Consider the following 26,703-nt stretch of genomic DNA (forward strand, 5'->3'; position numbering starts at 1 on the left):
CGTTCGGCAACTTCGTCGGGAGCAGCCATGCGGACCCTGCGCAACTTCACCATCCGGACGCGCCTCATGGCGCTGGGACTCCTGTCGGTCCTCGCGATGCTGCTGATCGGCGGCGACGGGCTCTGGGCGATGGCCCGCACCAAGCAGGACTTCCAGCATTACGTGCGGCAGGACGTCGAGTCGCTGGTGCAGCTCTCGGAAGTGCGTGCCGGTGTCGGCAACCTGCGCCGCTACGAGAAGGACATGCTGATCAACATCGGCGACGACGCCGCGGTGAAGCGTTATCACGAGGAGTGGCGCAAGACCTTCGAGGGCGTCCTGCGCAGCCTGGACGTGATCGCGGGGCTGGAGATCCTGCCCGAGATCAAGGCGATGCCGCCGGCGATGAGGGCCTCGCTGGGCAACTACCGGAACGGCCTGGACGGCATCGTGGCCCGCATCCTGAAGCAGGAGTTCGTCGACTCGGCCGAGGCCAACCGGCAGACGGAGCCGATCAAGGGGCCGGTCCGGGAGATGGACAAGCAGCTCGGCGAGATGACGCAGGCCATCATGGCGCGCGGCAACCAGGAGGTGCAGCGCATCGACGGCGAGGAGACCCGCGTGCGTATGGCGCTGGGCGGCGTGATGCTGCTGGGCGTGGTGGTCATCGGCACCTTCACCTTCTTCAACATCGCGTCCATCCTGATGCCGCTGGCGCAGGCGGTCAGCTCCACCGAACGCATCGCCCGCCAGGACCTGAGCGAGCGCGTGGACGTGCACGGCACCGACGAGACCGCCGCGATGATGCGCGGCGTGCAGGGCATGCAGCACTCGATCCGCCACGTGGTGAGCGGGGTGCGCAGCGCCACGGACAGCATCGCGACGGCGTCGCGCGAGGTCGCGGCCGGCGCGCACGACCTCAGCCATCGCACCGAGCAGGCGGCCTCCAACCTGCAGGAGACCGCGTCGGCGATGGAGGAGCTGACGGCCAGCGTGCAGCACAACGCCGACTCGGCCCGGCAGGCCAACCAGCTGGCCGAGGAAGCCGCCGGCGCGGCCGACCGCGGCGTCAGCGTGGTGGGCGAGGTGGTGGCGACGATGGGCCGGATCAGCGCCTCGTCGGCGCGCATCGGCCACATCATCGGCACCATCGACGGCATCGCCTTCCAGACCAACATCCTGGCGCTGAACGCGGCGGTGGAGGCCGCGCGCGCCGGCGAGCAGGGCCGCGGCTTCGCCGTCGTGGCCGGGGAGGTCCGCACGCTGGCCCAGCGCAGCGCCGAGGCGGCCAAGGAGATCAAGCAGCTGATCACCGCCAGCGGCGAAAGCGTCGCCAGCGGCTCGGCCCTGGTGGAGCGCGCCGGGCAGACGATGAACGAGATCTCCGAGTCGATCACGCGGGTGTCGCGCATCGTGGCCGAGATCAGCCACGCGACCGTCGAGCAGAGCGGCGGGATCAACCAGATCGGCACCGCGATCTCGCAGCTGGACCAGATGACGCAGCAGAACGCGGCGCTGGTCGAGGAATCCGCCGCGGCGGCGCAGAGCCTGCAGCATCAGGCGGATGCGCTGTCGCAGTCGGTGGCGGTGTTCAAGCTCTCCTGAGGAGCGTGACTTCCGTCCGGGAGGAGTGCACGCTCCACCCGGTTTAGAGCGCCGCGTCGCCCGGCGCCGGCATGCGGGCTGCTAGGCTTTTCGCTTCGATCCAATCGTCGGGAAAACATGCAGTCTCTGCGCAATTACACGATCCGGACCCGCCTGCTGGGACTGGGCCTCCTGTCGGTCCTGGCGCTCCTGCTGATCGGGGGCGCCGGCCTCTGGGCCATGGGCAGCACGCGGTCCGAGTTCCAGCAGTACGTCGCCCAGGACGTGGGCTCGCTGACCCAGCTCTCCGAGGTGCGCGCCGGCATCGGCAACCTGCGCCGCTTCGAGAAGGACATGCTGATCAACATCGGCGACGACGGCACCGTCAAGCAGGCCCAGGCCGACTGGCAGAAGACCTATGCCGGCGTGATCCGCAGCCTGGACGCGCTGGCCGCGATGGAGACCGGCGCCGAGACCGGCGCCATGCCGCCGAAGCTGAAGCAGGCGCTGCAGGCCTACAAGGCCGGCGTGGACGACATCGCCAAGCGCATCCTGAACGCCGATTTCGTCGATGCCGCCGAGGCCAACCGCTCCACCGACATCATCAAGGCGCCGGTGCAGGCGATGGACAGCGGCGTGGCCGAGATGACCCGGGCCATCCTGCAGCACGGCGAGGACGAAGTGGCGCGCCTGAGCACGCGCGAACGCGCGGTGCGCGGCGCGCTCGGCGTGGTGCTGGTGATCGGCGTGGTGCTGATCGGCCTGCTGACCGTGCTGAACATCCGTTCCATCCTGGCGCCGCTCGCGCAGGCGGTGGACACCACCGAACGCATCGCCCGCAAGGACCTGAGCGAGCCGGTGACCGTGCAGGGCGCCGACGAGACGACCGCGATGGCGCGCGGCGTGCAGGGCATGCAGGACGCGCTGCGGGAGGTCGTCGGCGGCGTGCGCAGCGCCACCGACAGCATCGCCACCGCGTCGCGCGAGGTCGCGGCCGGCGCGCACGACCTGAGCCAGCGCACCGAGCAGGCGGCCTCCAACCTGCAGGCGACGGCCTCCGCGATGGGACAGCTGACCGCCAGCGTGCAGCACAACGCGGCCTCGGCCGGCGAGGCCAAGGCGCTGGCCGAGCAGGCCGCCGACGTCGCCGGCCGCGGCGTCAGCGTGGTCGGCGAGGTGGTGCAGACGATGGGGCGCATCAGCGCCTCGTCGGCGCGCATCGGCGACATCATCGGCACCATCGACGGCATCGCCTTCCAGACCAACATCCTGGCGCTGAACGCCGCGGTGGAAGCCGCGCGCGCGGGCGAGCAGGGCCGCGGCTTCGCGGTGGTGGCGAGCGAGGTGCGCTCGCTGGCGCAGCGCAGCGCCGAGGCCGCCAAGGAGATCAAGCAGCTGATCACCGCCAGCGGCGAGAGCGTCGCCAGCGGCGCGGCGCTGGTGGAGCGCGCGGGCGAGACGATCAACGAGATCTCCGACTCCATCACCCGCGTGTCGCGCATCGTGGCCGAGATCAGCCATGCGACCGCCGAGCAGAGCGGCGGCATCAACCAGATCGGCTCGGCCATCGCGCAGCTGGACCAGATGACGCAGCAGAACGCCGCGCTGGTCGAGGAATCCGCCGCCGCGGCGCAGAGCCTGCAGCATCAGGCGGATGCGCTGTCGCAGTCGGTGGCCGTCTTCAAGCTGGGCTGACAGGGCCCGGCGGCGCCCCGCCGGCTCAGACCCCCATCACCTGCACGCGATTGCGGCCGGCGTGCTTGGCCGCGTACAGCGCCTGGTCGGCGGTCTCCACCAGCATCGCCGCCTTCGCGGGCGGCTCCCCGGCCGCCAGGCCGATGGACACCGTGACGCGCAGGTCCGGCGCGAGCTCGCCCCACGCGTGGTGGGCGATCGCGCCGCGCAGGCGCTCGCAGATACCCTGGCCGCGCTCGGCCGGGACGCCGACGAAGACCAGCATGAACTCCTCGCCGCCGACTCGCGCCAGCAGGTCGGCGCTGCGCAGCTGCCGCCGCAGCACCTGCGCCACCTTCTGCAGCGCCTGGTCGCCGACGCCGTGCCCGAAGGCATCGTTGACCTGCTTGAAGTGGTCGATGTCCAGAAGCCCCAGCGCGATCGGCTTGTGCTCCTGTCGCGCCCGCTCGAGCAGCAGCGGCAGCGCGAACTCGGCGTGACGCCGGTTGTTGAGGCCGGTCAGCGCGTCTTCATGGGCCATGCGGCCGAGCTCCGCGGCCTCGCGTCGCAGGCGCTGCTGCTCCTGCTCGGCCAGCTCGGCCCGCTCGCGCTCGCGACGCGCGTCCTGCATCGCATGCTCGGCCCGCGCCTGGGCCTGCTCGAATTCCTGCCGGATCAGCATCGCCTCGGTCTGCAGCGCCATCGCGCTGCGGGCCGTCTGGCGCTCCAGCGACGACAGCAACTCGTGCGCCGCCAGCGCCCGCGCCGCATCGCCGCGCAGCTTGCAGGCCCGATAGATGGCCAGCGCGAGCTGCCGCCGCAGGCGCGTGGGCAATGACTGCGGCGCCTGTTGGCCGACCAGGTCCTGCAGCGTCGCCAGCGCCGGCAGCGCGTCGGTCGCGCCGGCGCCGTCGTCGCGCTTGAGCTGCAGCAGCGCCCGCTGCGCGCGTGCCTGCAGCACCATGCCGGCGTAGCCGTGCCGCTGCGCCAGCCGCTCGTATTCGTCGGCGATGAGCAGCGCGTCGTCGATCGCGCCGGTGCCCAGCTGCAGCTCGACCAGGTTGGACAGCGACACCACGACCAGGAAGGGATTGCCTTCCTCCCGCACCAGGTCGGCGGCGCGCACCGCGTAGGGCTCGGCCTGGGCCAGCGCCTCGGCGGCCGAGCGCCGGTCCTCGTCACGGATCGCCTCCGCGTGCGCCTGCAGCCAGAAATGCGCCAGGTTGTTCAGGCAGGACAGCAGCAGTTCGCGCTCGCCGGCGGCCTGCTGCTGGGCGATCTCCAGCGCCTGCAGCGTGTGCTGGCAGGCCTGCTCGACCTGATCCGTCACCGCGAAGGCCACCGCCAGCCGGTTCAGCGCCCAGGCTTCGCGCGTCGGATCCTGCGCGCGCCGCGCCGCGGCCAGGCCTTGCCAGCCGGCCTGCATCGCGTCCCGCCCCATCTGGAACTGCGCGTAGATGTAGCAGAGCTCGGTCAGCGCCTGCGCGGTCCATTCGTCCTGGTCGGGGCCGTCGATCAGCCGCACCAGCGCCACCGCCTCGCTGGCGCGCCGCAGCGCCGCCGGCAGGTCGCCCTGGCGAGGCAGGTTGTGGGCGATCAGGATCAGCGCCCGTGCGCGCTCCCGCACCGAATCGGCCGCCACCAGCGCCAGTTCCAGCGCGTCGGTCGCGTCGCGGTAGGCGCCGCGGCGGCTCAGGTGCAGGGCTCGGGCCAGTTCGCGCTGGAACAAGGCGACTCCTCCTTCGGCGATGCGGACGACCGGAAGACCTCAGCATTGGTCGGCGCACATCGCACGTCAATCGCGGCTGGCCCCAGTGGACGATGGATACAGTCGCGGGCATGCCAAAAGTCTCGAAAGCGCCGGTCCCCGCCGCCGCGCCAACCCCGCCCGTCGCTGCCTCCGCATCGATGGTTGCGGTACCGGCCGCGCGCGTGCTGGTCGGCGTGGACTTCAGCAGCGCGCCGACGGCCCGCAAGCCGATCCGGCTGGCCTTCGGCCAGCGGCGCGGCGCGGTCGTGAAGCTGGAGCGGCAGGAGGCGCTCCCGTCGCTGGACGCCTTCGCGGCCTGGCTGGCGGCGCCGGGGTCGTGGCTGGGCGGCTTCGACCTGCCTTTCGGCCTGCCGCGCGAGTTGGTCGAGACGCTGGGCTGGCCCACCGAGTGGGCCCCGCTGATCGCGCACTACGCGAGCCTGTCGCGCGCGGAGATCCGCGACACCTTCGCCGCCTTCTGCGATGCCCGTCCGGCGGGCCGCAAGTTCGCGCACCGCGCCTGCGACGCGCCGGCCGGCTCGTCCCCGAGCATGAAGTGGGTGAATCCGCCGGTGGCCTACATGCTGCACGCGGGCGTGCCCCGGCTGGTGGCCGCGGGCGTGCATCTGCCGGGGCTGCATGCGGGCGACCCGTCGCGCGTGGCGCTGGAGGCGTATCCCGGGCTGCTCGCGCGCGAGCTGATCGGCCAGCGCAGCTACAAGAGCGACGACCGCGCCAAGCACACGCCCGAGCGCCTGATCGCGCGCAAGGACCTGATCGAGGCGCTGGAGCAGGGCCGCACGCGGCTGGGCCTGCGGCTCAAGCTCAGCCACGCGCAGCGCGACGAGCTCGCCGATGACGGCAGCGGCGACAAGCTCGACGCGGTGCTGTGCCTGATGCAGGCGGCCTGGGCCGATGCGCGGGCGGGCTACGGCCAGCCCGCCGGCATGGACCCGCTCGAAGGCTGGATCGTCTGTGCTTGAATCGGGATCGCCCGGCGAGGCGCCCGGCTCCCCCACGCGATGACAAGGAAGATCCCATGACGCCAGTCGATGTTCCCGAGGCGCAAGCGCCGCTGCAAACACCGCCGCAGGTGCCGTTGCAGGTCGCCGTGATGGGCGCCGGCGCGGTGGGCTGCTTTTTCGGCGGCATGCTGGCGCGCGCCGGCCATGACGTGACGCTGATCGGGCGTCCGGCCCACGTGGCGGCGGTCCGCGATCACGGCTTGCGCATGGAGACGCGGATGTTCGACGAGCAGGTCCGCCTGCGCGCCGATACCGAGCCCGCCGCCGCCCGCGGCGCGCAGCTGGTGCTGTTCTGCGTGAAGTCGACCGACACGGTGTCGGCGGCGCAGGCGCTGGCGCCGCATCTCGGCGCGGACACGCTGCTGCTGTCGATGCAGAACGGCGTCGACAACGCCGAGCGGCTGCGCGAAACCGTGCCGCAGCCGGTATCCGCGGCGGTGGTGTACGTCGCGACGGAGATGGCCGGGCCCGGCCATGTGAAGCACCACGGCCGCGGTGAGCTGGTGATCGAGCCCGCACCCGGTGCCGAGCGCGCCGCGCAGGCGCTGGTGGCGGCCGGCGTGCCGGTCGACGTCTCGGACAACGTGCGCGGCGCGCTGTGGTCCAAGCTGCTGATCAACTGCGCCTACAACGCGCTGTCCGCGCTGACGCAGCAGCCTTACGGCGAGCTGGTGAAGGGGGAGGGTGTCTGGACGGTGATGGACCAGCTCGTCGACGAGGGCCTGGCGGTGGCGGCGGCCGACGGCGTCACCCTGCTGGGGGACGTCCGTCAGGCGGTGCGCAAGATCGCGGAGACGATGCCGGGCCAGTTCTCCTCGACCGCCCAGGACCTGGCCCGCGGCAAGCCGACCGAGATCGATCACCTGAACGGATTCCTGGTCCGGCGCGGGGAGGCCCTGGGCGTGCCCACGCCGGCCAACCGCGTGCTGCACACGCTGGTCCATCTGGCGGAGCTCAGCCGCGCCTGACTGGCGGCCGACCCCAGGCCGCGGTGGAAGCCGTCCCCAACGTGAAGAAGCCGGGACGAGCCCGGCTTCGTGACGGTGGCCGGCGCGAGGCCTGGCCCTCAAGGGACGGTGCCCGGGGCGCGCTTCACTTGCGCATCAGCGTCGACTTGCCGAACAGTGACTCGACCAGGTCCACCGCCACCAGCGCGGTCTTGTTGCGCACGTCCAGCGCCGGGTTGAGCTCCATGATGTCCAGCGACGCCAGCCGGCCGGTGTCCGCGATCATCTCCATGCAGAGCTGGGCCTCGCGGTAGGTCGGTCCCCCCGGGATGGTGGTGCCGACGCCGGGCGCGACGTCCGGGTCCAGGAAGTCCACGTCGAAGCTGACATGCAGGTGGGTGTTGGCGTCCATCGTGGCCAGCGCCAGCTCCATCGTGTGGCGCATGCCCATCTCGTCGATGTAGCGCATGTCGAAGACTTCCAGGCCGACCTCGTGGACGAAGCGTTTCTCGCCGGGGTCGACGCTGCGGATGCCGATCTGACGGATCCACTTCGGATCGATCGCGGGGACCTTGCCGCCGATCTGGATCAGCTCCTGCGGGCCGTAGCCGCACAGGCAGGCGACCGGCATGCCGTGGATGTTGCCGCTGGGCGTGAGCTGGCTGGTGTTGAAGTCGGCATGGGCGTCCAGCCACAGCACGCGCAGCTTCTTGCCGGTGTCGCGGCAGTGGTGCGCCACCGCCGCGATCGAGCCCAGCCCCAGGCAGTGGTCGCCGCCGAGCAGGATGGGCATGCGGCCGGCGCCCAGTTCGGCGTAGACCGCGTCGTGCACCGCCTGGTTCCAGGCGGTGACCTCGTCCAGGTGTCGGTAGCCGGCGGTCGGCGGCTGCCAGGGGTTGGACGGGCCGGTGAGGTTGCCGCAGTCCTTGACCTCGACGCCATGTGCCCGCAGCGCCTCGGCCAGGCCGGCCACCCGCAGGGCCTCCGGCCCCATGCTGGCGCCTCGGGCGCCGGCCCCCACGTCGGTGGGGGCGCCGATCAGGCTCACGTGTCGTGCTGCGGTCATGGTCCAACCTCTCTTGCTTTGGGATGCCCCCGGAAGGGCGGATCAGGTGCCGTCGCCCCCGCTGCCGTTGCCGTTCGCGGGCGAGCCGATGTCGTATTCCTTCATCAGCAGCGCCCAGGCCTCGTCGGCGGTCTCGACGTAGTGGAAGAGCTGCTCGTCGCCCGGGCTGATCATGCCGGTGTCGATCAGCAGCTCGAAGTCGATCAGGCGCGACCAGAAGTCGCGTCCGAACAGCAAGATGGGGCGACGGCGGCACTTGCCGGTCTGGATCAGCGTCAGCGTCTCGAAGAGCTCGTCCAGCGTGCCGTAGCCGCCAGGGAAGGCCGCCAGCGCCACCGACCGGATCAGGAAGTGCATCTTGCGCAGCCCGAAGTAGTGGAAGCGGAAGCAGAGCTCCGGCGTGATGTACTGGTTGGGCCGCTGCTCGTGCGGCAGCACGATGTTCAGGCCGATGCTGCGGCCGCCGGCCTCGTGCGCGCCGCGGTTGCCGGCTTCCATGATGCCGGGACCGCCACCGGTGACGACGTACAGCGGATGCGCGAAGTCCTTGGTGTGCTCGGTGATCAGGCGCGCGAACCTGCGCGCTTCCTCGTAGTAGCCGCTCATCACCAGACGGCGCTCGGCGCGTTGCAGCGCGGCCTCGTCCTTGGCGGCGCGCGCGGCCTCGACCGCCGCCTGCGCGGACTCGCGGTCGGCGATGCGCGCGCTGCCGAAGATCACCACCGTCGACTGGATGTCCAGCTCCTGCTGGATCAGCTCCGGTTTCAGCAGCTCGAGCTGCATGCGCACCGGGCGCAGCTCGGGGCGGAGCAGGAAATCGGTGTCGGTGAACGCCAGCTGGTAGGCGCTGGGGGGATTGGCGTCGAACGCGGCGTCGAAGGCCGCTTGTTGCGCGGCCTCCTCCTGCGCGGAGGGGAAGTTGCGGGCGGTGAGTTTGTCGCTTCTGATCATGATTCGATGGCCCGGGAGCTTACGGGCGTTGCCACTTAATTTCTGTTCGTCTCGCGCGGCGACGCAGCGGCGTGGACGACGGTTTGTTGCGCGCGCTCAGCGGTCGCCGCAGCACGGGCAGCGCGGGTCGCGCGCGACCTGCAGGTCGGTCCATTCCATCCGCCGCGCATCCAGCATCAGCAGCCGGCCCGGCAGCGCCGAGCCCATGCCGGTGAGCAGCTTCAGCGCCTCGGCCGCCTGCATGCTGCCGACGATGCCCACCAGCGGCGCGAACACGCCCATCACCGCGCAGCGCTGCTCTTCCGGCGGCTGGTCCGCCGGGAACAGGCAGGCGTAGCAGGGGAAGCGCCGTTCGCGGCTGTCGTAGACGCTCAGCTGCGCGTCGAAGCCCAGCGCCGCGCCCGACACCAGCGGCTTGCCGTGCTTGACGCAGGCCGCGTTGACGAGGTGGCGGGTGGGGAAGTTGTCGGTGCAGTCCAGCACCACGTCGGCCTGCGGCACGAGCGTGTCCAGCAGCGCGGCGTCGGCGCGCTCGGTGATCGCGCGCACGCGCGGTTCGGGATTGATGGCGGCGATGCCGGCGGCGGCCGATTCGGCCTTGGGCTGGTCCACCCGCGCCAGGCTGTGCGCGATCTGGCGCTGCAGGTTGGTCACGTCGACGCGGTCATGGTCGACCAGCGTGATGCGCCCGACGCCCGCCGTGCCCAGGAACAGCGCCGCCGGCGAGCCCAGGCCGCCGGCGCCGATCACCAGCGCATGCGCGTCCAGCAGGTGCTGCTGGCCCTCGACGCCGATGTCGTCCAGCAGGATGTGGCGCGAGTAGCGCAGCAGTTGGTCGTCATCCATGGTTCATTCCGGCGGGGTCTCGTCGCCGGTCTGCGGCTGGCGCAGGCCCACCTGCAGCGGCAGCTTGAGCAGCTCCTTGCCGCGCTGCACCGCGATCACCGTCTGGCTCTCGGGCCGCAGCGCCGCCACCACGTTGACCAGTTCCCGCGGCGAGCGCACCGCCTGGCCGCCGACCTCGGTGACGACGTCGCCCGCCTCCAGGCCGGCCTTCGCGGCGGGGCTGGCCTTGAAGACTTCCTTGACCAGCACGCCGTGATCGACGGCCAGCTTGAGCGTGTCGACGACCTCCGGATTGACGTCGCCGGTGATGACGCCGAGCCAGCCGCGCGAGACCTTGCCGTCCTTCACCAGCGCTTCCAGCACCTGGTAGGCGGAGTCCACCGGGATCGCGAAGCCGATGCCCAGGCTGCCGCCGCCGGTGCGCGAGTAGATCGCGGTGTTGATGCCCACCAGCCGGCCCTGCACGTCCACCAGCGCGCCGCCGGAGTTGCCGGGGTTGATGGCGGCGTCGGTCTGGATGAAGTTCTCGAAGGTGCTCAGGCCCAGTTGCGTGCGGCCCAGCGCGCTGACGATGCCGGAGGTGACCGTCTGGCCGACGTTGAAGGGATTGCCGATCGCCAGCACCACGTCGCCGACCTGCAGCTCGCCGGCCTTGCCGGGATGGATCACCGGCAGCGGCGGCGGCAGCGTGATGCGCAGGACGGCCAGGTCGGTCTCGGGATCGGTGCCGACCAGGCGCGCCGCGGTGTCGCGGCCATCGGCCAGCTGGACCCGGATCTCGGTGGCGCCGGAGACGACATGGTTGTTGGTCAGCACGTAGCCGTCCGGCGAGACGATCACGCCCGAGCCCAGGCCGGTCTGCGGCCGCTGCTGCTGCGGCAGCCGCTTGCCGAAATGGAAGCGCAGCCAGGGGTCGGCGTCGATCTCGCGCTGGCTGGGCGCGGGCTTGTTGGCGAGCACCGCGACGACCGCCGGCGAGGCCGCCTGCGCCGCGGCGGCGAAGCTGAACTGGACCGCCGCGCGCGGCGGGGCGCCGGCGGCGGCCGGCAGCGTGGGCACAACCTTGGGCGCCTCGTGCAGCCATTCCGGCTTGAGCGTCGACACGACGAAGTAGCCGGCCAGCGCCACCGTGGTGGCCTGGGAGAAAATCAGCCAGGTTTGACGCAAGAGAGATCCTGTCATGGCACATCGCACGGAGCTGGAGCGGCTGCTCGCCGCCACGCTGGAGCCCACGCGGTTCAAGGATTATGGGCCGAACGGTCTGCAGGTCGAGGGCCGCGACCAGATCCGGCAACTGGTGTGCGGGGTCACCGCCAGCCTCGCGCTGATCGACGCCGCCATCGAGGCCGGCGCCGATGCGATCCTGGTCCACCACGGCCTGTTCTGGCGCGGCCAGGACGGCCGCGTCACCGGCTGGATGAAGCAGCGACTGGCCCGGCTGCTGACGCATGAGATCAACCTGTTCGCCTACCACCTGCCGCTGGATGCGCATCCGGAACTCGGCAACAACGCGCAACTGGCGAAACACCTGGGCTGGGCCGCCGACGGCCGTTTCGGCGAGCAGGACCTGGGCTGCGTCGGCGCTTTGCCGGCGGCGCTGGACACGCTCGATGCGCTGACCGCCCACGTCGGCGAGCGGCTGGGCCGCGCCACCGTGCAGGCGGCCGGCGACGGTCGCGCGCTGCGGCGCGTGGCCTGGTGCACCGGCGGCGCGCAAGGCTACTTCGAGGCCGCCATCGCCGCCGGCGCCGATGTCTTCATCACCGGCGAGATCTCCGAGCCGCAGGCCCATTACGCCGCCGAGACCGGCGTGGCCTTCATCGCGGCCGGCCACCATGCGACCGAGCGCTACGGCGTGCAGGCCCTGGGGCGGCAGGTGTCGGAGCAGCTCGGCCTGCACTACCGCTTCATCGACATCCCCAATCCCGCATGAACCGGCCGTCCACTTCGCCCGCGAGCCCGCGCCCGCTGCTGCTGACGATGGGCGACGCCTGCGGCATCGGGCCCGAGATCGCCGTCGCCGCCTGGGCCCGCGACCGCGGCGCGGACCTGCGCCTGGTGGGTGACGTCGCGGTCTTCCGGCGCGCCGTCGGCATCCTGGGCCTGGACCTGCCGGTGGCGGTGCTCGAGCGGGCCGACGATCTCGCGCCGCCCGATTGCCTGCCGGTCTGGCAGCCGCCGGGCCTGCCCGCGGACCTGGTCGACCAGCCGCTGGGCCGCGTCAGCGCGGCGGCGGGCGCGGCGGCGGCGCGCTGCATCGTCGCGGCGGTGCATGAGCAGCAGGCCGGCCGCTCGCGCGCGCTGGTCACGGCGCCCATCCACAAGGAAGCGCTGCATGCCGGCGGCATCGACCATCCCGGCCACACCGAGCTGCTGCAGGCGCTCTGCGCCGACGCGCAAGGGCAACTGCCGCCGGTGCGCATGATGCTGGCCAACGAGGAACTGCGGGTGGTGCTGGTGACCATCCATGTGGCCCTGCGCCAGGCGGTCGACCAGATCACGACGGGGCGGGTGCTGCAGACCCTGCGCATCACCGACGTCGCGCTGCGCCGCGCTGGCCTGGACGCGCCGCGCATCGCCGTGGCGGGCCTGAATCCGCACGCCGGCGAGGGCGGCCTGTTCGGCACCGAGGAGATCGAGCACATCGCGCCGGCGATCGCGCAGGCGCGGACGCTGGGCATCGATGCCCACGGACCGTTCGCGCCGGACACGGTGTTCATGCGCGCGCGCCATGCGCCGCCGCGGCACGTCGGCGAGTTCGATGCGGTCGTGGCGATGACCCACGACCAGGGGCTGATTCCGGTGAAGTACCTGGGCGTGGAGGAGGGCGTCAACGTGACCCTGGGCCTGCCGCTGGTGCGGACCAGCCCGGATCACGGCACCGCCTTCGACATCGCCGGCACCGGCCGCGCGGACCCGTCGAGCATGGCCGCGGCGATCCGTATGGCGCGTGCGATGTCGGCCTGAGCGGCGTCCTCGTCGCTCCGTGGTCCGCTCCCCCTCAGGAGGGAGCGGGCCACGGTGGAACTGCCTTCGGGCCGCGCCCATAATCCCCGCCATCCAAATCGACAGGGGAGCCAGATGGAGATCGGGAAGACGAGGCGACCGCAGTGGCTGGTCGCGCTGGCGCTGGCCGGCGTGATGCAGTTCGGCGCGCTGGGCACGGCGGCGGCGCAGGAGGTCAATCAGGCGCTGAACGTCTGGTTCGACGTGCTGTTCGACGAGAACGGCCAGGTCAAGGAGATCACGCCGGTCGACGAGGCGTCGCAGTCGCCGGGCTTCTGGAAGCAGATGACGGCCCGGCTGCAGAAGGCCAAGATCCCGCCGCGCCAGGAGGAGGGCCGCAACGCCACCTTCCGCACCGGCGTCGTGCTCTATCTGGCCGTGGACAAGGAGAAGTCGACGGTCGGCATCCGTTCGATGCAGCTGATGCCCATCCCCACCAAGCTCTACCACGCCGCCTACCCGGACGACGCGGCGGCGCTGGCGGGCTGGGAAGGCGAGATCCGGATGGTGTGCCGCGTCGGTGTCGACGGGACCTGCGTGGAGTCGACGGTCGAGATGCCCGCGGGCATGCCCCAGTCGCTGAAGCGATATGGCCGGACCTCGATGGCGCAGTGGCGCTTCAAGCCTCAGGAAGTGAACGGCAAGCCGGTCGAGGGCGAGTATGTGGTGCCGTTGAGATTCCGGACCGAGGACAACATGCCGGTCGATTTCCGCGACCCGCGCAAGCTGTGAGCTGAGGGACCGGCGCGGGCCGACCCGCGGTCGGTCCGGCGCCTCAGGACGCCTTGGCGCCCAGCGCCGCCAGTTGCTGCCGCGCGCGCGCCGTGGCGCGCTCCAGCAGGTAGGCATGCTCGAAGGCGCGCAGCCGCTCCGCCTCGCAGAGCTTGCGCAGCATCCGCGCCGTCATCGTCAGCGTCTCCTGGTGCTTGCTGCCGTGCGTGAAGATGAAGAAGCTGCGGGTCGCGCTGATGTGGGCGAGCCGCACCTTGATCCAATCGCCGTCGCGGTGCATCCGGTAGGCCGTGCCGATCTGCAGGTGGTCGATCAGCAGCTCACCGGCCGGGGGCGACGGGTCTTCCTCGGCCGCGGGCAGACCATCGATGCTGATGTCCACCGCCTGCAGCGGTTGCTGTTCGTCGGCGCCCAGGTCCAGGTCGATGTCGACATGGCCGTCCCAGTCGACGTGCTCCTCCTGCACCAGGCCGAGTCTCTCGGCCTCCTCCTCGGACAGCTTCTCGCTCAGGTCCAGGTCCAGCGGCGCCGCGCTGGGGGCGGGCAGGTCCTGCTCGCGCGGCGGGGCCATGCCGAACACGGCCTCCAGCTGCTTGGCCAGCAGGTTGTACTCGAGCGGGCTGAGCGCCTGGCCCTTGAGCGAATCGGCGTGCGCCGGCAGCAGTTCGGCGAAGAACTTCTTGCGCTCGGCTTCGGGCCAGCGGATCAGGTCCAGGCCTTCGTTGAGCGTGCGCATCAGCACCGGCAGCGAGGCCAGGAAGGCCTGGCGCTGCTGCGGCGTGGTCTTGGGCTGCACCGACAGCACCAGGTCCCGGCCCATCTGGCGCAGCCGGTCGACCAGGGCGGCGTCCAGGTCCGGGTGCCGCGACGCATGCACCAGCACCTCGCTCCAGGTCTGGGTGAGGAAGTCGCGCAGGAAGTCCCGCATGTCGACGTTCGCCATCGCCTGCTGCAGCTGCTGCATGTAGCGGCGCTGCAGGCGCAGCTCGGTCTCCTTGCGCTCGAGCAGCGCGGCCGCGTCGCCCTGGGCCTTGAGGGCCTCGGAGGTCTGGTCCTCGATGAACTGCTCGAGCTGGACCAGCTTGGACTCGTAAAGGTCCATGCGGTCGAAGTCGCCGCTGACGACGTCCTGGACCAGTTCGCGCACCAGCGCGAGGAAGGACTTGCCGGGGTCGTCGGTGAAATCGTCGTAGGCGGCCGCCAGGGTCGCGATGCGGTTGACCAGGCGGCGCACCGGATGCCGGCGCGAGGAGAAGAAGGAGCGGTCGCCCAGCGCCGCGCGCAGCACCGGCAGCTGCAGCCGGGCGATCTGCTGCGCCATCAGCGGCGGCAGCTTGGCGTCGGACAGGATCTGGTCGAACAGGCCGGCCACGACGTCGATCACCATGTGGTCGAGCGAGCCGTTGGCCGCCTGCCGCAGTTCGTCGCGATGCAGGTGGATCAGGTTGGGCGGCAGCACCAGCGGCGCGCCCTCGACATAGGCGCCGGCGTCGCCCTCCCAGCCTTGCCACTGGCTGTTGGTCGGCAGGCTGCCGCCGGTGGTCGGACCGCCGAGGCCGGCCGAGGGCGTCTGCGCCAGCCGGCGCAGCAGTTCCATCAGTTGGGGATCCACCCCACCGCCAAAACCGCCGCCGAAGCCGCCGGCATGGGCGCCGCTGCCGCTGGCCGGATAACCGCCATGGCCGCTGCCCTGGAAACCGCCGGCCATGCTGTGCAGGCCGCCGGCGCGACTGCCTTGCAAGGGGTGGAGCGCGCCGGGCATCGTCGCGTAGCGGCTGTCGTGCAGCGGCACGCCCGAGGTGGTGGCGCCCTGCATCGAATGGCCGCTGCGCACGGCGCCCGCGGTCGCCCGCACGCGCAGGTCCTGCGGGCGCAGGCCGCGGCTGCGGAACAGGCCCGCGATGTCGGCGTAGCAGGCGCGCATCTCCAGCGAGAGCGCGCGGGTGAGCTCGTCGACCAGCACCTGGCGGGTGTCGGCGTCGTCGGTGACGGCGTTGACCCCCTCGATCAGCGCCTGGGCGATCGCCTGCGGGCGCAGCGGGTGACGGTCCTCGGCCACGCCGGGAATGTCGCCCATGTAGGAATTGACCTCGCGCAGCTCCCATTCGCTCTGGTGGCCGAGGGCCAGGCCGATCCGGTCGGTGGCGACCATGGTGTTGACCTGGTCGTCGTCCATCAGCGAGAGCTCGTCCCACTGCGTCACCTTGGGCGCGGCACGCGACGTGCCCGCCGCGGCGCCGCCCGGCGACGGTGTATCGGCGGCCTGCTGTCGCATGGACTGGTCGAAGCGCTGCGAGAACAGCGCCTGATGCTTGCGGAAGATGAATTGCGCGGACAGCAGCGCGTCCCGCCGCTTCGCCTGTCCGGAGGACAGTGCGGCGAGACCCATACCTTCGGCGCCGCGCTCGGCGGCTTGTTCCGCCGCCAGGCGCACGCGCTGCAGCGCCGCGTCGACGTGGGGATTCAGACGGTTCATCGAAGCTTCAGGCACATTGTGGTGACCACACCACATGATAAGTATCGGCGATGACCATCCCACCTCCGGGTGGGGCTCACCCGGCTTGTGCGCAAAAGGTGACGATTGATGAAAGCTTTACGCTTTGTCACGTCTCAGCGCGTCGCGGATCTCGCGAAGCAGCTGGATGTCTTCCGGCGGCGCCGCCGGCTCGGCCGGGGCGGCGGGGGTGTCGCGCTTCAGGCGGTTCACCTGCTTCACCATCACGAAGATGATGAAGGCCAGGATGATGAAGTTCAGCAGCACCGTCAGGAAGTTGCCGTAGGCGAAGAGCGGGACGCCGGCCTTGGTGAGCGCCTCGTAGGTCATGGGGCCGGTGTAGTTGGCGGGCGGGTCCGACAGGAGGATGAAGTAGCTGCTGAAGTCCAGCCCGCCGACCGCCTTGCCGATGATCGGCATGATCAGGTCCTTGACCACGGAGTCCACGATCTTGCCGAAGGCGGCGCCGATGATCACGCCCACGGCGAGGTCCATGACGTTGCCCTTGACGGCGAACTCACGGAATTCGGTCAAAAAACCCATCGCTTGCTCCTTGTGCTCCACGTGTGCGAAGGCGCCCACTACCAAGCGCTTTCCCGGGTGGCCCTCCGCCTCCGGGCAAGCATCCTAACGGCGTTTGCGCCACGACCGATGTCAACGTGGTGCACCGATGCACATCGGTAGAGCGCCTAGGGGCGGCCCGGAACTTTCTTACCTAGAATCGTTGGTTGCCCCTGATCAGAAGTTCCCTGTAAGGACCCTCATGAGTGACCCACAAGTGGACCAAGGCAAGCGCACCTGGCTGATCGCCACCGGCTGCGCGGGAGCAGTAGGCGGCGTGGCCACCGCCGTCCCGTTCGTCAGTACCTTCGCTCCCAGCGAGCGGGCCAAGGCGGCCGGCGCCGCCGTTGAAGTGGACATCGGCGGACTCGCCCCGGGTCAGAAGCTGACCGTCGAATGGCGCGGCAAGCCGGTGTGGATCGTCCACCGGACCAAGGAGCAGCTGGACGCGCTCAAGTCCAACGACCCGGACCTCGCCGATCCGCAGTCGGACCGCAAGGCCTTCCCCATCCCCGAGTACGCCAAGAACGAGTGGCGCTCGCGCAAGCCCGAGTATCTGGTCGTCGTCGGCATCTGCAGCCACCTGGGCTGCTCGCCCAGCGACAAGTTCCAGTCGGGGCCGCAGCCCTCGCTCCCGGACAACTGGCACGGCGGCTTCCTCTGCCCCTGCCACGGCTCGACCTTCGACATGGCCGGCCGCGTCTTCAAGAACAAGCCTGCCCCCGACAACCTCGAGGTGCCCCCCTACACATTCCTGTCGGACACCAAGCTGTTGATCGGTGAAGACAAGCAGGCCTAACCCGGAGCGAGATTCACGACATGGCTGAATTCAAGGAAGCACCCGCCGGCGCTCCGATGGGCGTCCGGCTCATGACCTGGGTGGACAACCGGTTCCCGGCGTCCAAGCTCTACAAGGAGCACATGTCGGAGTACTACGCTCCGAAGAACTTCAACTGGTGGTACATCTTCGGCTCGCTGGCGCTGCTGGTGCTGGTGATCCAGATCGTCACCGGGATCTTCCTGGTGATGCACTACAAGCCCGACTCGGCGCTGGCCTTCGCGTCGGTCGAGTACATCATGCGGGACGTCCCCTGGGGCTGGCTGATCCGCTACATGCACTCGACGGGCGCCTCGGCGTTCTTCGTCGTGGTCTACCTGCACATGTTCCGCGGGCTGCTGTACGGCTCCTACAGAAAGCCGCGCGAGCTGGTCTGGATCTTCGGCTGCGCGATCTTCCTGTGCCTGATGGCCGAGGCCTTCATGGGCTACCTGCTCCCCTGGGGACAGATGTCCTACTGGGGCGCGCAGGTGATCGTGAACCTGTTCGCGGCCGTGCCCTTCGTCGGCAACGACCTGGCGCTGCTGATCCGCGGCGACTACGTCGTCGGCGATGCCACGCTGAACCGCTTCTTCAGCTTCCACGTGATCGCCGTGCCGCTGGTGCTGCTGGGCCTGGTGGTGGCGCACATCATCGCGCTGCACGAGGTGGGCTCGAACAATCCGGACGGCGTGGAGATCAAGGCCAAGAAGGGGCCGGACGGCCGCCCGCTCGACGGCATCCCGTTCCATCCGTACTACACGGTGCATGACATCTTCGGCGTCGGCCTCTTCCTGATGGCCTTCTCCGCGGTGATCTTCTTCGCGCCGGAACTGGGCGGCTACTTCCTCGAGTACAACAACTTCATCCCCGCCGACCCGCTGAAGACGCCGCCGCACATCGCGCCGGTCTGGTACTTCACGCCGTTCTACTCGATGCTGCGCGCCACCACCGACGTGATGGTCCAGGTGCTGTGCGGCGTGATCGGGATCTCCGCGGTCATCACGCTGCTGCGCGGCGGGCTGTCGACGCTGGGCAAGGGGATCGTGGTCGTGGGCGCGGTCGTGGGCATCGCGCTGCTGCTGACCTTCGACGCCAAGTTCTGGGGCGTCGTCGTGATGGGCGGCGCGGTCATCATCCTGTTCTTCCTGCCCTGGCTGGACCACAGCCCGGTCAAGTCGATCCGCTACCGGCCCGACTGGCACAAGTATCTCTATGGAATCTTCGTGCTGCTGTTCCTCGTGCTGGGCTACCTGGGCGTGAAGCCGCCGTCGGATGCGGGAACGATCGTGTCGCAGATCGGCACGCTGTACTACTTCGGCTTCTTCCTGCTGATGCCGTGGTGGAGCAGGGCCGGCCAGTTCAAGCCGGTGCCCGATCGCGTCACGTATCACCCGCACTGAACCGCCAACGTCACGGAGTCGAACGAATGAAGAAAATCATCGCCACGCTGCTGACGTCGCTGTGCCTGGGCGCGGGCCTGACGTCGACGGCGCTCGCGTCGGAGGGCGGGATCGAGTGGGACCGCTTCCCGACGCAGAAGATGAACGACCTGGCCGCGCTGCAGAACGGCGCCAAGCTCTTCGTCAACTACTGCCTGAACTGCCATAGCGCGAACTTCATGCGCTACAACCGGCTCAAGGACATCGGCCTGACCGACGAGCAGATCAAGGGCAACCTGCTGTTCGCCGGGGAGAAGGTGGGCGAGACGATGAAGGTCTCGCTGGACCCGAAGCAGGCGAAGGACTGGTTCGGCGCGACGCCGCCCGACCTGACCGTGATCGCCCGATCGAGGGCCGACGGTGCCAAGGGAACGGGGGCGGATTACCTGTATACCTACCTCAGAAAGTACTACCGGGACGAAACCAAGGCCACGGGATGGAATAATCTCGCCTTCCCCAGCGTGGCGATGCCGCACGTGCTGTGGGAACTCCAGGGCGTCCGCACCGCCAGGTTCGAAGAGGAAAAGGACCCGCACGACCACGGCAAGGTCGTGCATGTCTTCAAGGGCTTCGAACAGGTCACGCCCGGGACGATGACACCGCAGCAGTACGACGAGTCCATCGCCGACCTGGTCGCCTACCTCCAATGGATGGGCGAACCGGCGCAGGGACTGCGTTTCCGGCTCGGCATCATCGTGGTGCTGTTCCTGCTGGGGTTCACCGTGTTCGCCTGGCGCTTGAACGCTTCCTTCTGGAAGGACGTCAAGTAAGTCCCGATGGCTCGGCCGCTGGCCGGGCCCTCAAGCGCAGTGGGGCGCCGAACAGGCTCCCACTGCGTTGTCGTTTGTTTGTTTGGTCTTTGACCACGCCGGCCATGGGCTGGTGTTGTTGTTAGAAAACGAGGACGCCGAGAGGCGTCGATCAGGAGTCCACTGCCATGATGGTGCTTTATTCCGGAACCACTTGCCCCTACTCGCACCGTTGCCGGTTCGTGCTGTTCGAGAAGGGCATGGACTTCGAGATCCGTGATGTCGACCTCTTCGCCAAGCCCGAGGACATCGCGCTGATGAACCCGTACAACGAGGTGCCCATCCTCGTCGAACGCGACCTCATCCTGTACGAGTCGCACATCATCAACGAGTACATCGACGAGCGCTTCCCGCATCCGCAGCTGATGCCTGGCGACCCGGTGGCCCGCGCCCGCGTGCGCCTGTTCCTGTTCAACTTCGAGAAGGAACTGTTCGCCCACGTCAACGTGCTGGAGAACCGCGGCCAGTCGGTCAAGCCGACCGAGAAGCAGCTGGAGAAGGCGCGTTCGCAGATCCGCGACCGCCTGACGCAGCTGGCGCCGATCTTCCTGAAGAACAAGTACATGCTGGGCGACGACTTCTCGATGCTGGACGTCGCGATCGCGCCGCTGCTGTGGCGCCTGGACTACTACGGCATCGACATGTCGAAGAACGCGGTGCCGCTGCTGAAGTATGCGGAGCGGATCTTCTCGCGTCCGGCCTACATCGAGGCGCTGACGCCGTCCGAGAAGGTGATGCGCAAGTAATACACTGCCTCCCCATGGATGACAGCAAGGATGGCGGCGGGCTCGCCGCCAGTTCGACGCGGCCGTATCTGATCCGCGCCCTGCACGAGTGGTGCACCGACAACGGGTTCACGCCCTACATCGCGGTCCACGTGGACCGCATGGTGCAGGTGCCGCTCGAGTACGTGAGCAACAACGAGATCGTGCTCAACGTGGGTTTCGACGCGACCAGCAACCTGGACCTCGGCAATGAACTGATCCAGTTCAAGGCCCGGTTCGGTGGCGTGGCGCGCGAAATCATCGTGCCGGTCGATCATGTGGTGGCGATCTACGCGCGGGAGAACGGGCAGGGCATGGCCTTCCCGCCGCCGAGCCCGGAAGAAGCCAGCGCTGCCGCGCGGGCTCCGTCCGGGAGCGCTCCCCGAGGCCTGCGCCTGGCCTCCGAGGGCGACGGCCAGGGCCAGAGCGAGACCAAACCCGAACCCGTCGCTTCCCCGGCGCCGGTCGTGGCGCCCGCACCGGACGACGACGATCCGGGCGCGGGTCCGTCGGGCGGTCGCCCGGCGCTCAAGCGCATCAAGTGATCGTCCAGATGAGGGGATGAGCGAGCTGTTTTCGTTCATCGGCCCTCATCGCTGCGTCTAGAATGCAGCCCGCGTCGCAGTGCTGCGACGCACCAGTTCTCCGTGTGCCGGCTTAGCTCAGTTGGTAGAGCAACCGCCTTGTAAGCGGTAGGTCATCAGTTCGAATCCGATAGCCGGCACCATCCAACACGCAGAAGCCCCCGTTCGTCGCACGACGAACCGGGGCTTCGGTCATTTGCGCGACTGTTATCGGTCCGCCGCCGGGGCGGGCGCGGCCGGCCGAGCGGAGGCCGGCGAGGTGTCTTCGGCAAGCCGCGCCAGGTCGGCGCCAACGCGCTGCGCCATGTCCGAACCCGGCTCCAGCAGCCTCTGCAGCCTCGTCCAATGCCGACGCGCCAGCGCCAGGTCGCCTTGGCGCACCGCGGCCGCGCCAGCCAGGGCCAGCGCCTTCGGCTGGTCGGGATCGAGCGCGAGCGCCGCCTCGATCGCCGCCAGCGCCGGGCCGCCGAGGTCGCCTTGCTGCTGCGAGCCCAAGGTGTCGGCCAGGTCGGCCTGCAGCTTTGCCCGCAACAGGGTCTGGTCGGGCGCCGTCGCCAGGGCGATCGCGCGGCGATAGGCTGTCGCCGCCTCGGCATAACGTTCCTGCACCTCGCGCGACCGGGCCAGGACCATCCAGCCTTGCAGATCCTCGGGCGAGGCCTGCAGGCGCGCCGCCAGCCCTTCGACCATCGCCTCGACATCCACCCCCTGCGTCGCATGCGTGGCGCCGCCCTCGGTGTTCGCTTCGGCCGCCGCGCGCGGATCGCCGACCTCCAGGTACACCGCCAGCGCCGCCACGGGCAAGGTGAGGCTCAAGACCGCCGCCGTCCCCTGCCGCCACACGGCGCCACGCGCGCGGCGGGTCGACCCTGCCGGCACGGCGACCTCGATCGCGAAGGCCTCGTCCGGCGCATCGGAGGACCGCTCGTCGCCCTGCAGCAGCGGCCGCAGCAGCACCGCGAGCACCGCCAACAGCAACAGCAGCGCGCTGGCCCAGAGCGGAAACATCGCGTTCATGCGGGCCGTCCTTCCTCGAATTCATCGTTGTCGGGATCGAAGGGCGCCTCGTCCGCGAGCGCATCGAGCGCCGCGCCCTGTGCGAAAGCGCCGCGCCGGTGCAGCGCCGCGGCCAGCGCGGCCAGGCCGGCGCCCAGCAGCAGGAAGGGGCCGGTCCACAGCAGCCAGGTCGACGGCCGCCACGGCGGCAAGTAACGGACGAAGGCGCCATAACGCGCCTCGAAGAAGGCGACGACCTCGGCGTCGCTGCGACCGTCGCGCAGTTGCTCGCGGATGGCCTGGCGCATGTCGGCGGCCAGCGGCGCGTTGGATTCGGCCAGTGTCTGGTTCTGGCAGACGACGCAGCGCAGCTGGTGGGCGAGGCGCGATTCGCGCGCCTCGAGCTCCGCGATCGCGGCGGCCGGCGCCGCAGCCGAGACCGTCGCCGTGCCGGCCTCCGGCGCACCTGAGGCCGACGACGCGGTCAAGGCGATCAGCGCGCTCAGCGCCACCGGCGCCAGACGTCTCGCGGCAAGACGCAGGCGCGCGCTCATCGCGCCGCCTTCAGCGCGGGCAGCAGCTTGTCGCGCCAGACCTCGGCGGTCACCGGTCCCTGGTGGCGATAGCGCACGCGCCCGCGGGCGTCGATGACGAAGGTCTCCGGCACGCCCTGCACGCCGAAGTCCAGGCCGACCCGGCCATCGGCGTCGATCGCCGACGCCCGGTACGGGTTGCCCACGGCGCCCAGCAGCGCGCGGGCCGCGTCGTCCCGGTCCTTGTAGTTGAGGCCGTACAGCGGCACACCGTCGCGCGCCGACAGCTGGCGCAGCGCCGGCAGCTCCTGCCGGCAGGGCTCGCACCAGGACGCCCAGACGTTGAGCATCCACGGCTGCCCGCGCAGGGCGGCGCTTCCCAGTTGCTGGCCGGGGTCCTCGAGCACCGGACGCTCGAACACCGGGACCGGGCGATCCAGCAGCGCCGAGGGCAGCGCGCGTGGATCGCGTTCCAGCCCGAGGGCCAGCATCAGCGCCAGGCCCAGGAACAGCAGCAGCGGCAACAGGTAGCGCATCAGGCGGTTTCCTCCCGGGTGAGGGCCGGACCGCCGGGCAAGGCGACGCCGGCGGGCGCCGCGCCCGGCGAGCGCGCGCGGCCGGGCGCCGTGGCCCGTGCGGGCGCCGCCGGATGGGACAACGGATCGCGCTCATGCCGGGGCATGCGCAGCCGTCGGTCCGCCATCGCCAGCAGCCCGCCGATCGCCATCAAGGCCACGCCGGCCCAGATCCAGGCCATGAACGGCTTGACGTGCAGCCGCACATGCCAGCGGCCGTCCCCCACCGGATCGGCCAGCACGACGAACAGGTCGCGCCGCCAGCCGACGTCGATGGCGGGCTGGCTCAGGGCCGTGCCGTCGGCGCGGAACACGCGCTTCTCCGGATGCAGCGTCGCCGCGCCGGCTCGGAAGGTCGCCCGCACGCTGTCGTGGTTGGGACCGGCCACCGGATCCAGCGACTCGAACTGGAAGCGCACGCCATCGAGCACCACGGCCTCCCCGACCGCGAGCGCCGCCTCCTGGCGCTGCTCGAAACCGGTGGCCAGCGTCGCGCCGAGCACGAACACCCCCAGGCCCGCATGCGCGGCCAGCATGCCCCACCAGCCGGCCGGCTGGCGCCGCGCGCGGCGTCCGAGTCCGCCCTCGCCGGCGGTGCGCAGCCGGTCGTGGGCGTGGGACAGCGCCGAGCCGATGCACCAGGCCGCCAGCACCACGCCGAAGCCGGCCAGCGGCGTCCAGCCGGACAAGCGGCCGCCGGTGAGCCCGAGCAGCGCCAGCGCGCAGGCGCCGCTGGCGATGAGCGCGCCGCGCAGCTGGCGGCGCAGCTCCGGCACCGGCGCCCGCTTCCAGCGCGCCAGCGGACCGACGCCCATCAGCACCAGCGCCGGCACCAGCATCGGCATGAAGACCGCTTCGAAGTAGGGCGGGCCGACGGAGATCTTCTCGCCGCGCAGCACGTCCAGCGCCAGCGGATAGAGCGTGCCCAGCAGCACGGCCAGCGCGGCCACGCCGAGCAGCACGTTGTTGAGCAGCAGCAGGGTCTCGCGCGACAGCGCCGCGAAGCGGCCGCCCAGCCCGACCTGCGGCGCGCGCCAGGCGAAGAGCAGCAGCGAGCCGCCGACCACCGCGATCATCATCGACAGGATGTAGAGGCCGCGGCCCGGGTCGACCGCGAAGGCATGCACCGAGGTGAGCACGCCCGAGCGCACGAGGAAGGTGCCCAGCAGGCTCAGCGAGAACGCCGCGATGGCGAGCAGCACGGTCCAGCTGCGGAAGGCGCCGCGGCGGTCGGTGACGACCAGCGAGTGGATCAGCGCCGTGCCGACCAGCCAGGGCATCAGCGACGCGTTCTCGACCGGGTCCCAGAACCACCAGCCGCCCCAGCCCAGCACGCCGTAGGCCCAGGCGCTGCCCAGCAGGATGCCCAGCGTGAGGAAGCTCCAGGCGGCCAGCGTCCACGGCCGCGACCAGCGCGCCCAGGCGGCGTCCAGGCGCCCCGACAGCAGCGCGGCCAGTCCGAAGGCGAAGGCCACCGAGAAACCGACGTAGCCCATGTAGAGGAAGGGCGGATGCGCGACCATGCCGGGGTCCTGCAGCAGCGGGTTGAGGTCGCGGCCCTCGGGCGCGGCCGGCGACAGCCGCGCGAACGGGTTGGACAGCCACAGCAGGAACACCAGCATGCCGATGCTGAGGGCGCCCAGCACCGCGAGCACGCGCGCGACGTAGTCGCGCGGCAGGCGGCCGCTGAGCAGCGCCACCGCCGCCCCCCAGACGCTCAGCAGCGTCTGCCAGAGCAGCATCGAGCCCTCGTGGCCGCCCCAGACCGCGGTGAAGCGGTAGATCGCGGGCAGCGTCGAATGCGAGTTCGCCGCGACGTACAGCACCGAGAAGTCGCCCCTCAGGAAGCAGGCGGCCAGCACGCCGAAGGCCAGCAGGCACAGCGCACATTGCAGCAGCGCGGCGGGCCGGGCCACGCGCATCCATGGCGCCACGCCGCAGTGCGCGCCGACCAGCGGCAGCACCGCCTGCACGACGGCCACCAGCAGGGCGAGCACCAGCGCGAACAGGCCGATCTCGGGAATCATGGCGCGACTCCCGGGACGAGCGCGGGCGAGTCCGCCGCGACTCCGCCAGTGCGACGGGTGCCGCCGGTGGCGCCGGCCTGCCTGGCGTGATCGAGCGCCGCGGCCGCTTCCGGCGGCATGTAGTTCTCGTCATGCTTGGCCAGGACCTGCGTGGCGACGAAGGCGCCGTCCTCGCGCAGGCGGCCGGCCACGACGACGCCCTTGCCCTCCTTGAACAGGTCGGGCAGCACGCCGCGATAGCGCACCGGCACGCGATGGACCTGGTCGGTGACGACGAAGCGGACGGTGAGGCTGTCGACGGCGTCGCGATGCAGCGAGGCCGGCTCCACCAGCCCGCCGAGGCGGAAGGCCGCGTCGCGCGGCGCCTGCGCCGCGGCGATCTGGGTCGGGCTGAAGAAGAACATGACGTTGTCGCCCAGCGCGCGCAGCACCAGCGTGGTCGCGAGCCCGAGGGCACCGACACCGAGCAGCACGGCCAGCAGGCGGCGTTGACGGGCTTTCAAGCGGACTCCTCCTCGCCGGCCGGTTCAGGGAGCGGAGACGATCGGCGGGCACGGCGCCACAGCGCCAGCACTTCAACCAGCAGCAGCAGGCCCGCGGCCCAGCCGATGGCGAGGTAGAACGCGTGGCTCATGGCAGTGCCTCCAGGTGGCGTTCGCGCAGCAGGCAGCGGGCGCGCGCCAGCGAGACCGCGATCGCGTAGGCCCAGCAGGCCAGCGCCATCAGCAGCATGCCGGCGAGCATCGAGCTCGCCATGGACGGGGCGGCATCGAAGCGGATCGACGCGCCTTGATGCAGCGTGTTCCACCACTTCACCGAGAAGTAGATGACCGGCACGTTGACGACACCGACCAGCAGCAGCAAGGCCCCGGCGTGATCGGCGCGGCGGACGTCGTCGATGGCCGAGACCAGGGCCAGGTAGCCGAGGTAGAGGAACAGCAGCAGCAGCTCCGAGGTCAGCCGCGCATCCCAGACCCACCAGGTGCCCCAGGTCGGCTTGCCCCAGGCGGCGCCGGTCCACAGCGCGATGGCGGTGAAGACGGCGCCGGTGGGCGCCAGCGCGCGCGCCATCACCGGCGACAGCCGCGTGCGATAGATCAGCCCCAGCGCCGCATGCAGCGCCGCCACCAGGTACAGGAACATCGACATCCAGGCCGCGGGGACATGGAGGTAGATCAGGCGATAGACCTCGCCTTGCTGGTGGTCGGTGGGCGCGACGACGAAGCCGATCCACAGGCCCGCGGCGCCCAGCAGCGCGGCGGCGCTGGCGAACCACGGGACGGCGCGGGCGGCCCAGCGGTCGAAGACGACGGGCGAGGCGAGCGCGCGCCAGCGGCGTGGGCGAGCGAGTGGCTGATCGAGTGGGTGATCGAGCGGGTGATCGAGCGGGTGGGCACGCGGGCGAGCAGCCTGGCGTGCGTGGGACGCGGGTGCGTCGGCCGGATCGCCTGAACGAGCGTGAGGCGCGCCGCTGCGCGTCATGTCGCCGACGGCGTCGGTCGACGTCGTGGCGAGCGGGGCGATGCCGGTCATCGACATGG

At 70.6% G+C, this 26,703-nt stretch carries 26 protein-coding genes and 1 tRNA gene; 13 read left to right on the forward strand and 14 right to left on the reverse strand.

Going from position 1 to position 26,703, the window contains the following annotated elements; translation table 11 throughout:
- Positions 1 to 27: 27 nt before the first annotated feature.
- Entirely contained in the window at positions 28 to 1,584 is a 1,557-nt protein-coding gene (locus BM393_RS26350; RefSeq protein WP_091721695.1) for a methyl-accepting chemotaxis protein, read from the forward strand.
- Positions 1,585 to 1,701: 117 nt separating this feature from the next.
- Positions 1,702 to 3,258: a methyl-accepting chemotaxis protein gene (locus BM393_RS03075; protein WP_091721698.1), complete on the forward strand. Its 1,557-nt coding sequence runs from the start codon at positions 1,702 to 1,704 to the stop codon at positions 3,256 to 3,258.
- 25 nt (positions 3,259 to 3,283) lie between these two features.
- Here BM393_RS03075 and BM393_RS03080 read toward each other — a convergent pair whose 3' ends face one another.
- Positions 3,284 to 4,966: a diguanylate cyclase gene (locus tag BM393_RS03080; protein WP_091721702.1), complete on the reverse strand. Its 1,683-nt coding sequence runs from the start codon at positions 4,964 to 4,966 to the stop codon at positions 3,284 to 3,286.
- Between the two features lie 179 nt (positions 4,967 to 5,145).
- On the opposite strand from BM393_RS03080, the gene BM393_RS03085 reads away from it, so the two are divergent.
- Together BM393_RS03085 and BM393_RS03090 are read left to right on the forward strand one after the other, a co-directional pair.
- The gene (locus tag BM393_RS03085; protein WP_091721706.1) at positions 5,146 to 5,970 is read left to right on the forward strand and encodes a DUF429 domain-containing protein; all 825 of its coding nucleotides are present in this window, start codon (positions 5,146 to 5,148) and stop codon (positions 5,968 to 5,970) included.
- A gap of 116 nt (positions 5,971 to 6,086) precedes the next feature.
- On the forward strand, positions 6,087 to 6,980 hold the full coding sequence (locus BM393_RS03090) for a ketopantoate reductase family protein (RefSeq protein WP_091724981.1): 894 nt from the start codon (positions 6,087 to 6,089) through the stop codon (positions 6,978 to 6,980).
- A 124-nt stretch (positions 6,981 to 7,104) separates the two neighbouring features.
- Here the strand turns inward: BM393_RS03090 and rocF are convergent, their stop codons facing one another.
- From rocF to BM393_RS03110, 4 genes are all read right to left on the reverse strand, one after another.
- Positions 7,105 to 8,025 carry an arginase gene (gene rocF, locus BM393_RS03095; RefSeq protein WP_091721709.1) on the reverse strand — a complete coding sequence of 307 codons (921 nt, stop codon included), beginning with the start codon at positions 8,023 to 8,025 and terminating at the stop codon, positions 7,105 to 7,107.
- Between the two features lie 42 nt (positions 8,026 to 8,067).
- Positions 8,068 to 8,976 (reverse strand): LOG family protein, encoded by a 909-nt coding sequence (locus BM393_RS03100; RefSeq protein ID WP_091721713.1) that lies wholly within the window; start codon positions 8,974 to 8,976, stop codon positions 8,068 to 8,070.
- Between the two features lie 96 nt (positions 8,977 to 9,072).
- Positions 9,073 to 9,822: a HesA/MoeB/ThiF family protein gene (locus BM393_RS03105; protein WP_091721718.1), complete on the reverse strand. Its 750-nt coding sequence runs from the start codon at positions 9,820 to 9,822 to the stop codon at positions 9,073 to 9,075.
- Between the two features lie 3 nt (positions 9,823 to 9,825).
- Entirely contained in the window at positions 9,826 to 10,989 is a 1,164-nt protein-coding gene (locus BM393_RS03110; protein WP_091721722.1) for a trypsin-like peptidase domain-containing protein, read from the reverse strand.
- Positions 10,990 to 11,002: 13 nt separating this feature from the next.
- Here BM393_RS03110 and BM393_RS03115 point away from each other — a divergent pair, with 13 nt between their 5' ends.
- The 3 genes from BM393_RS03115 to BM393_RS03125 all read left to right on the forward strand — a co-directional run bounded on the left by BM393_RS03115 (position 11,003) and on the right by BM393_RS03125 (position 13,560).
- Positions 11,003 to 11,755, forward strand: coding sequence for a Nif3-like dinuclear metal center hexameric protein (locus BM393_RS03115; protein ID WP_091721727.1), 753 nt, complete (start codon positions 11,003 to 11,005; stop codon positions 11,753 to 11,755).
- A complete protein-coding gene (pdxA, locus tag BM393_RS03120) occupies positions 11,752 to 12,789 on the forward strand; it encodes a 4-hydroxythreonine-4-phosphate dehydrogenase PdxA (protein WP_091721731.1) in 1,038 nt (345 codons plus the stop codon). The genes BM393_RS03115 and pdxA overlap by 4 nt, the downstream gene beginning before the upstream one ends.
- 114 nt (positions 12,790 to 12,903) lie before the next feature.
- Positions 12,904 to 13,560, forward strand: a complete 657-nt coding sequence (locus BM393_RS03125; RefSeq protein WP_091721734.1) for an energy transducer TonB — start codon at positions 12,904 to 12,906, stop codon at positions 13,558 to 13,560.
- Positions 13,561 to 13,603: 43 nt separating this feature from the next.
- Here BM393_RS03125 and BM393_RS03130 read toward each other — a convergent pair whose 3' ends face one another.
- Together BM393_RS03130 and mscL are read right to left on the reverse strand one after the other, a co-directional pair.
- Entirely contained in the window at positions 13,604 to 16,036 is a 2,433-nt protein-coding gene (locus tag BM393_RS03130; protein ID WP_254783188.1) for a DUF1631 family protein, read from the reverse strand.
- 117 nt (positions 16,037 to 16,153) lie between these two features.
- Positions 16,154 to 16,597 carry a large conductance mechanosensitive channel protein MscL gene (gene mscL / locus BM393_RS03135; RefSeq protein ID WP_091721743.1) on the reverse strand — a complete coding sequence of 148 codons (444 nt, stop codon included), beginning with the start codon at positions 16,595 to 16,597 and terminating at the stop codon, positions 16,154 to 16,156.
- A gap of 220 nt (positions 16,598 to 16,817) precedes the next feature.
- On the opposite strand from mscL, the gene petA reads away from it, so the two are divergent.
- From petA to BM393_RS03165, 6 genes are all read left to right on the forward strand, one after another.
- Positions 16,818 to 17,414 (forward strand): ubiquinol-cytochrome c reductase iron-sulfur subunit, encoded by a 597-nt coding sequence (gene petA, locus BM393_RS03140; RefSeq protein WP_091721747.1) that lies wholly within the window; start codon positions 16,818 to 16,820, stop codon positions 17,412 to 17,414.
- 20 nt (positions 17,415 to 17,434) lie between these two features.
- Positions 17,435 to 18,835 carry a cytochrome bc complex cytochrome b subunit gene (locus BM393_RS03145; RefSeq protein WP_091721750.1) on the forward strand — a complete coding sequence of 467 codons (1,401 nt, stop codon included), beginning with the start codon at positions 17,435 to 17,437 and terminating at the stop codon, positions 18,833 to 18,835.
- A gap of 26 nt (positions 18,836 to 18,861) precedes the next feature.
- The gene (locus tag BM393_RS03150) at positions 18,862 to 19,644 is read left to right on the forward strand and encodes a cytochrome c1 (RefSeq protein WP_091721753.1); all 783 of its coding nucleotides are present in this window, start codon (positions 18,862 to 18,864) and stop codon (positions 19,642 to 19,644) included.
- Positions 19,645 to 19,811: 167 nt separating this feature from the next.
- A complete protein-coding gene (locus tag BM393_RS03155; protein WP_091721758.1) occupies positions 19,812 to 20,429 on the forward strand; it encodes a glutathione S-transferase N-terminal domain-containing protein in 618 nt (205 codons plus the stop codon).
- 14 nt (positions 20,430 to 20,443) lie between these two features.
- A complete protein-coding gene (locus BM393_RS03160) occupies positions 20,444 to 20,992 on the forward strand; it encodes a ClpXP protease specificity-enhancing factor (RefSeq protein WP_091721763.1) in 549 nt (182 codons plus the stop codon).
- 106 nt (positions 20,993 to 21,098) lie between these two features.
- Positions 21,099 to 21,174 (forward strand) — tRNA-Thr (locus tag BM393_RS03165).
- A 64-nt stretch (positions 21,175 to 21,238) separates the two neighbouring features.
- Here BM393_RS03165 and BM393_RS03170 read toward each other — a convergent pair.
- The 7 genes from BM393_RS03170 to ccmC are packed head-to-tail and all read right to left on the reverse strand — an operon-like array spanning position 21,239 to position 26,701.
- Complete coding sequence (locus BM393_RS03170; protein ID WP_091721767.1) at positions 21,239 to 22,048, reverse strand: hypothetical protein; 810 nt, start codon at positions 22,046 to 22,048, stop codon at positions 21,239 to 21,241.
- Positions 22,045 to 22,581: a cytochrome c-type biogenesis protein gene (locus BM393_RS03175; protein WP_091721770.1), complete on the reverse strand. Its 537-nt coding sequence runs from the start codon at positions 22,579 to 22,581 to the stop codon at positions 22,045 to 22,047. Before BM393_RS03175 ends, BM393_RS03170 begins: the two co-directional genes overlap by 4 nt.
- On the reverse strand, positions 22,578 to 23,096 hold the full coding sequence (locus BM393_RS03180; RefSeq protein WP_091721774.1) for a DsbE family thiol:disulfide interchange protein: 519 nt from the start codon (positions 23,094 to 23,096) through the stop codon (positions 22,578 to 22,580). The genes BM393_RS03175 and BM393_RS03180 overlap by 4 nt, the downstream gene beginning before the upstream one ends.
- Complete coding sequence (locus BM393_RS03185; RefSeq protein WP_091721779.1) at positions 23,096 to 25,162, reverse strand: heme lyase CcmF/NrfE family subunit; 2,067 nt, start codon at positions 25,160 to 25,162, stop codon at positions 23,096 to 23,098. Before BM393_RS03185 ends, BM393_RS03180 begins: the two co-directional genes overlap by 1 nt.
- A complete protein-coding gene (gene ccmE, locus BM393_RS03190) occupies positions 25,159 to 25,665 on the reverse strand; it encodes a cytochrome c maturation protein CcmE (protein ID WP_091721783.1) in 507 nt (168 codons plus the stop codon). Before ccmE ends, BM393_RS03185 begins: the two co-directional genes overlap by 4 nt.
- Positions 25,662 to 25,796 carry a hypothetical protein gene (locus BM393_RS26270; protein WP_255488590.1) on the reverse strand — a complete coding sequence of 45 codons (135 nt, stop codon included), beginning with the start codon at positions 25,794 to 25,796 and terminating at the stop codon, positions 25,662 to 25,664. The genes ccmE and BM393_RS26270 overlap by 4 nt, the downstream gene beginning before the upstream one ends.
- Positions 25,793 to 26,701 carry a heme ABC transporter permease CcmC gene (gene ccmC, locus BM393_RS03195; protein ID WP_404932384.1) on the reverse strand — a complete coding sequence of 303 codons (909 nt, stop codon included), beginning with the start codon at positions 26,699 to 26,701 and terminating at the stop codon, positions 25,793 to 25,795. The genes BM393_RS26270 and ccmC overlap by 4 nt, the downstream gene beginning before the upstream one ends.
- Between the last annotated feature and the right edge of the window lie 2 nt (positions 26,702 to 26,703).

Source organism: Mitsuaria sp. PDC51 (assembly GCF_900113225.1).
In the GTDB taxonomy this organism is placed as follows: Bacteria; Pseudomonadota; Gammaproteobacteria; order Burkholderiales; family Burkholderiaceae_C; genus Roseateles.

Bases quoted from the DNA above. Each gene is read 5' to 3' on its own strand.
- BM393_RS03115 (WP_091721727.1), top strand. From the start codon at position 11,003: ATGGCACATCGCACGGAGCTGGAGCGGCTGCTCGCCGCCACGCTGGAG.
- BM393_RS26270 (WP_255488590.1), bottom strand. From the start codon at position 25,796: ATGAGCCACGCGTTCTACCTCGCCATCGGCTGGGCCGCGGGCCTGCTG.
- BM393_RS03125 (WP_091721734.1), top strand. From the start codon at position 12,904: ATGGAGATCGGGAAGACGAGGCGACCGCAGTGGCTGGTCGCGCTGGCG.
- BM393_RS03155 (WP_091721758.1), top strand. From the start codon at position 19,812: ATGATGGTGCTTTATTCCGGAACCACTTGCCCCTACTCGCACCGTTGC.
- BM393_RS03180 (WP_091721774.1), bottom strand. From the start codon at position 23,096: ATGCGCTACCTGTTGCCGCTGCTGCTGTTCCTGGGCCTGGCGCTGATG.
- BM393_RS03175 (WP_091721770.1), bottom strand. From the start codon at position 22,581: ATGAGCGCGCGCCTGCGTCTTGCCGCGAGACGTCTGGCGCCGGTGGCG.
- BM393_RS03100 (WP_091721713.1), bottom strand. From the start codon at position 8,976: ATGATCAGAAGCGACAAACTCACCGCCCGCAACTTCCCCTCCGCGCAG.
- ccmC (WP_404932384.1), bottom strand. From the start codon at position 26,701: ATGTCGATGACCGGCATCGCCCCGCTCGCCACGACGTCGACCGACGCC.
- BM393_RS03075 (WP_091721698.1), top strand. From the start codon at position 1,702: ATGCAGTCTCTGCGCAATTACACGATCCGGACCCGCCTGCTGGGACTG.
- BM393_RS03130 (WP_254783188.1), bottom strand. From the start codon at position 16,036: ATGAACCGTCTGAATCCCCACGTCGACGCGGCGCTGCAGCGCGTGCGC.
- BM393_RS03185 (WP_091721779.1), bottom strand. From the start codon at position 25,162: ATGATTCCCGAGATCGGCCTGTTCGCGCTGGTGCTCGCCCTGCTGGTG.
- BM393_RS03085 (WP_091721706.1), top strand. From the start codon at position 5,146: ATGGTTGCGGTACCGGCCGCGCGCGTGCTGGTCGGCGTGGACTTCAGC.
- pdxA (WP_091721731.1), top strand. From the start codon at position 11,752: ATGAACCGGCCGTCCACTTCGCCCGCGAGCCCGCGCCCGCTGCTGCTG.
- petA (WP_091721747.1), top strand. From the start codon at position 16,818: ATGAGTGACCCACAAGTGGACCAAGGCAAGCGCACCTGGCTGATCGCC.
- BM393_RS03170 (WP_091721767.1), bottom strand. From the start codon at position 22,048: ATGAACGCGATGTTTCCGCTCTGGGCCAGCGCGCTGCTGTTGCTGTTG.
- BM393_RS03150 (WP_091721753.1), top strand. From the start codon at position 18,862: ATGAAGAAAATCATCGCCACGCTGCTGACGTCGCTGTGCCTGGGCGCG.
- rocF (WP_091721709.1), bottom strand. From the start codon at position 8,025: ATGACCGCAGCACGACACGTGAGCCTGATCGGCGCCCCCACCGACGTG.
- mscL (WP_091721743.1), bottom strand. From the start codon at position 16,597: ATGGGTTTTTTGACCGAATTCCGTGAGTTCGCCGTCAAGGGCAACGTC.
- BM393_RS03105 (WP_091721718.1), bottom strand. From the start codon at position 9,822: ATGGATGACGACCAACTGCTGCGCTACTCGCGCCACATCCTGCTGGAC.
- BM393_RS03145 (WP_091721750.1), top strand. From the start codon at position 17,435: ATGGCTGAATTCAAGGAAGCACCCGCCGGCGCTCCGATGGGCGTCCGG.
- BM393_RS03160 (WP_091721763.1), top strand. From the start codon at position 20,444: ATGGATGACAGCAAGGATGGCGGCGGGCTCGCCGCCAGTTCGACGCGG.
- BM393_RS26350 (WP_091721695.1), top strand. From the start codon at position 28: ATGCGGACCCTGCGCAACTTCACCATCCGGACGCGCCTCATGGCGCTG.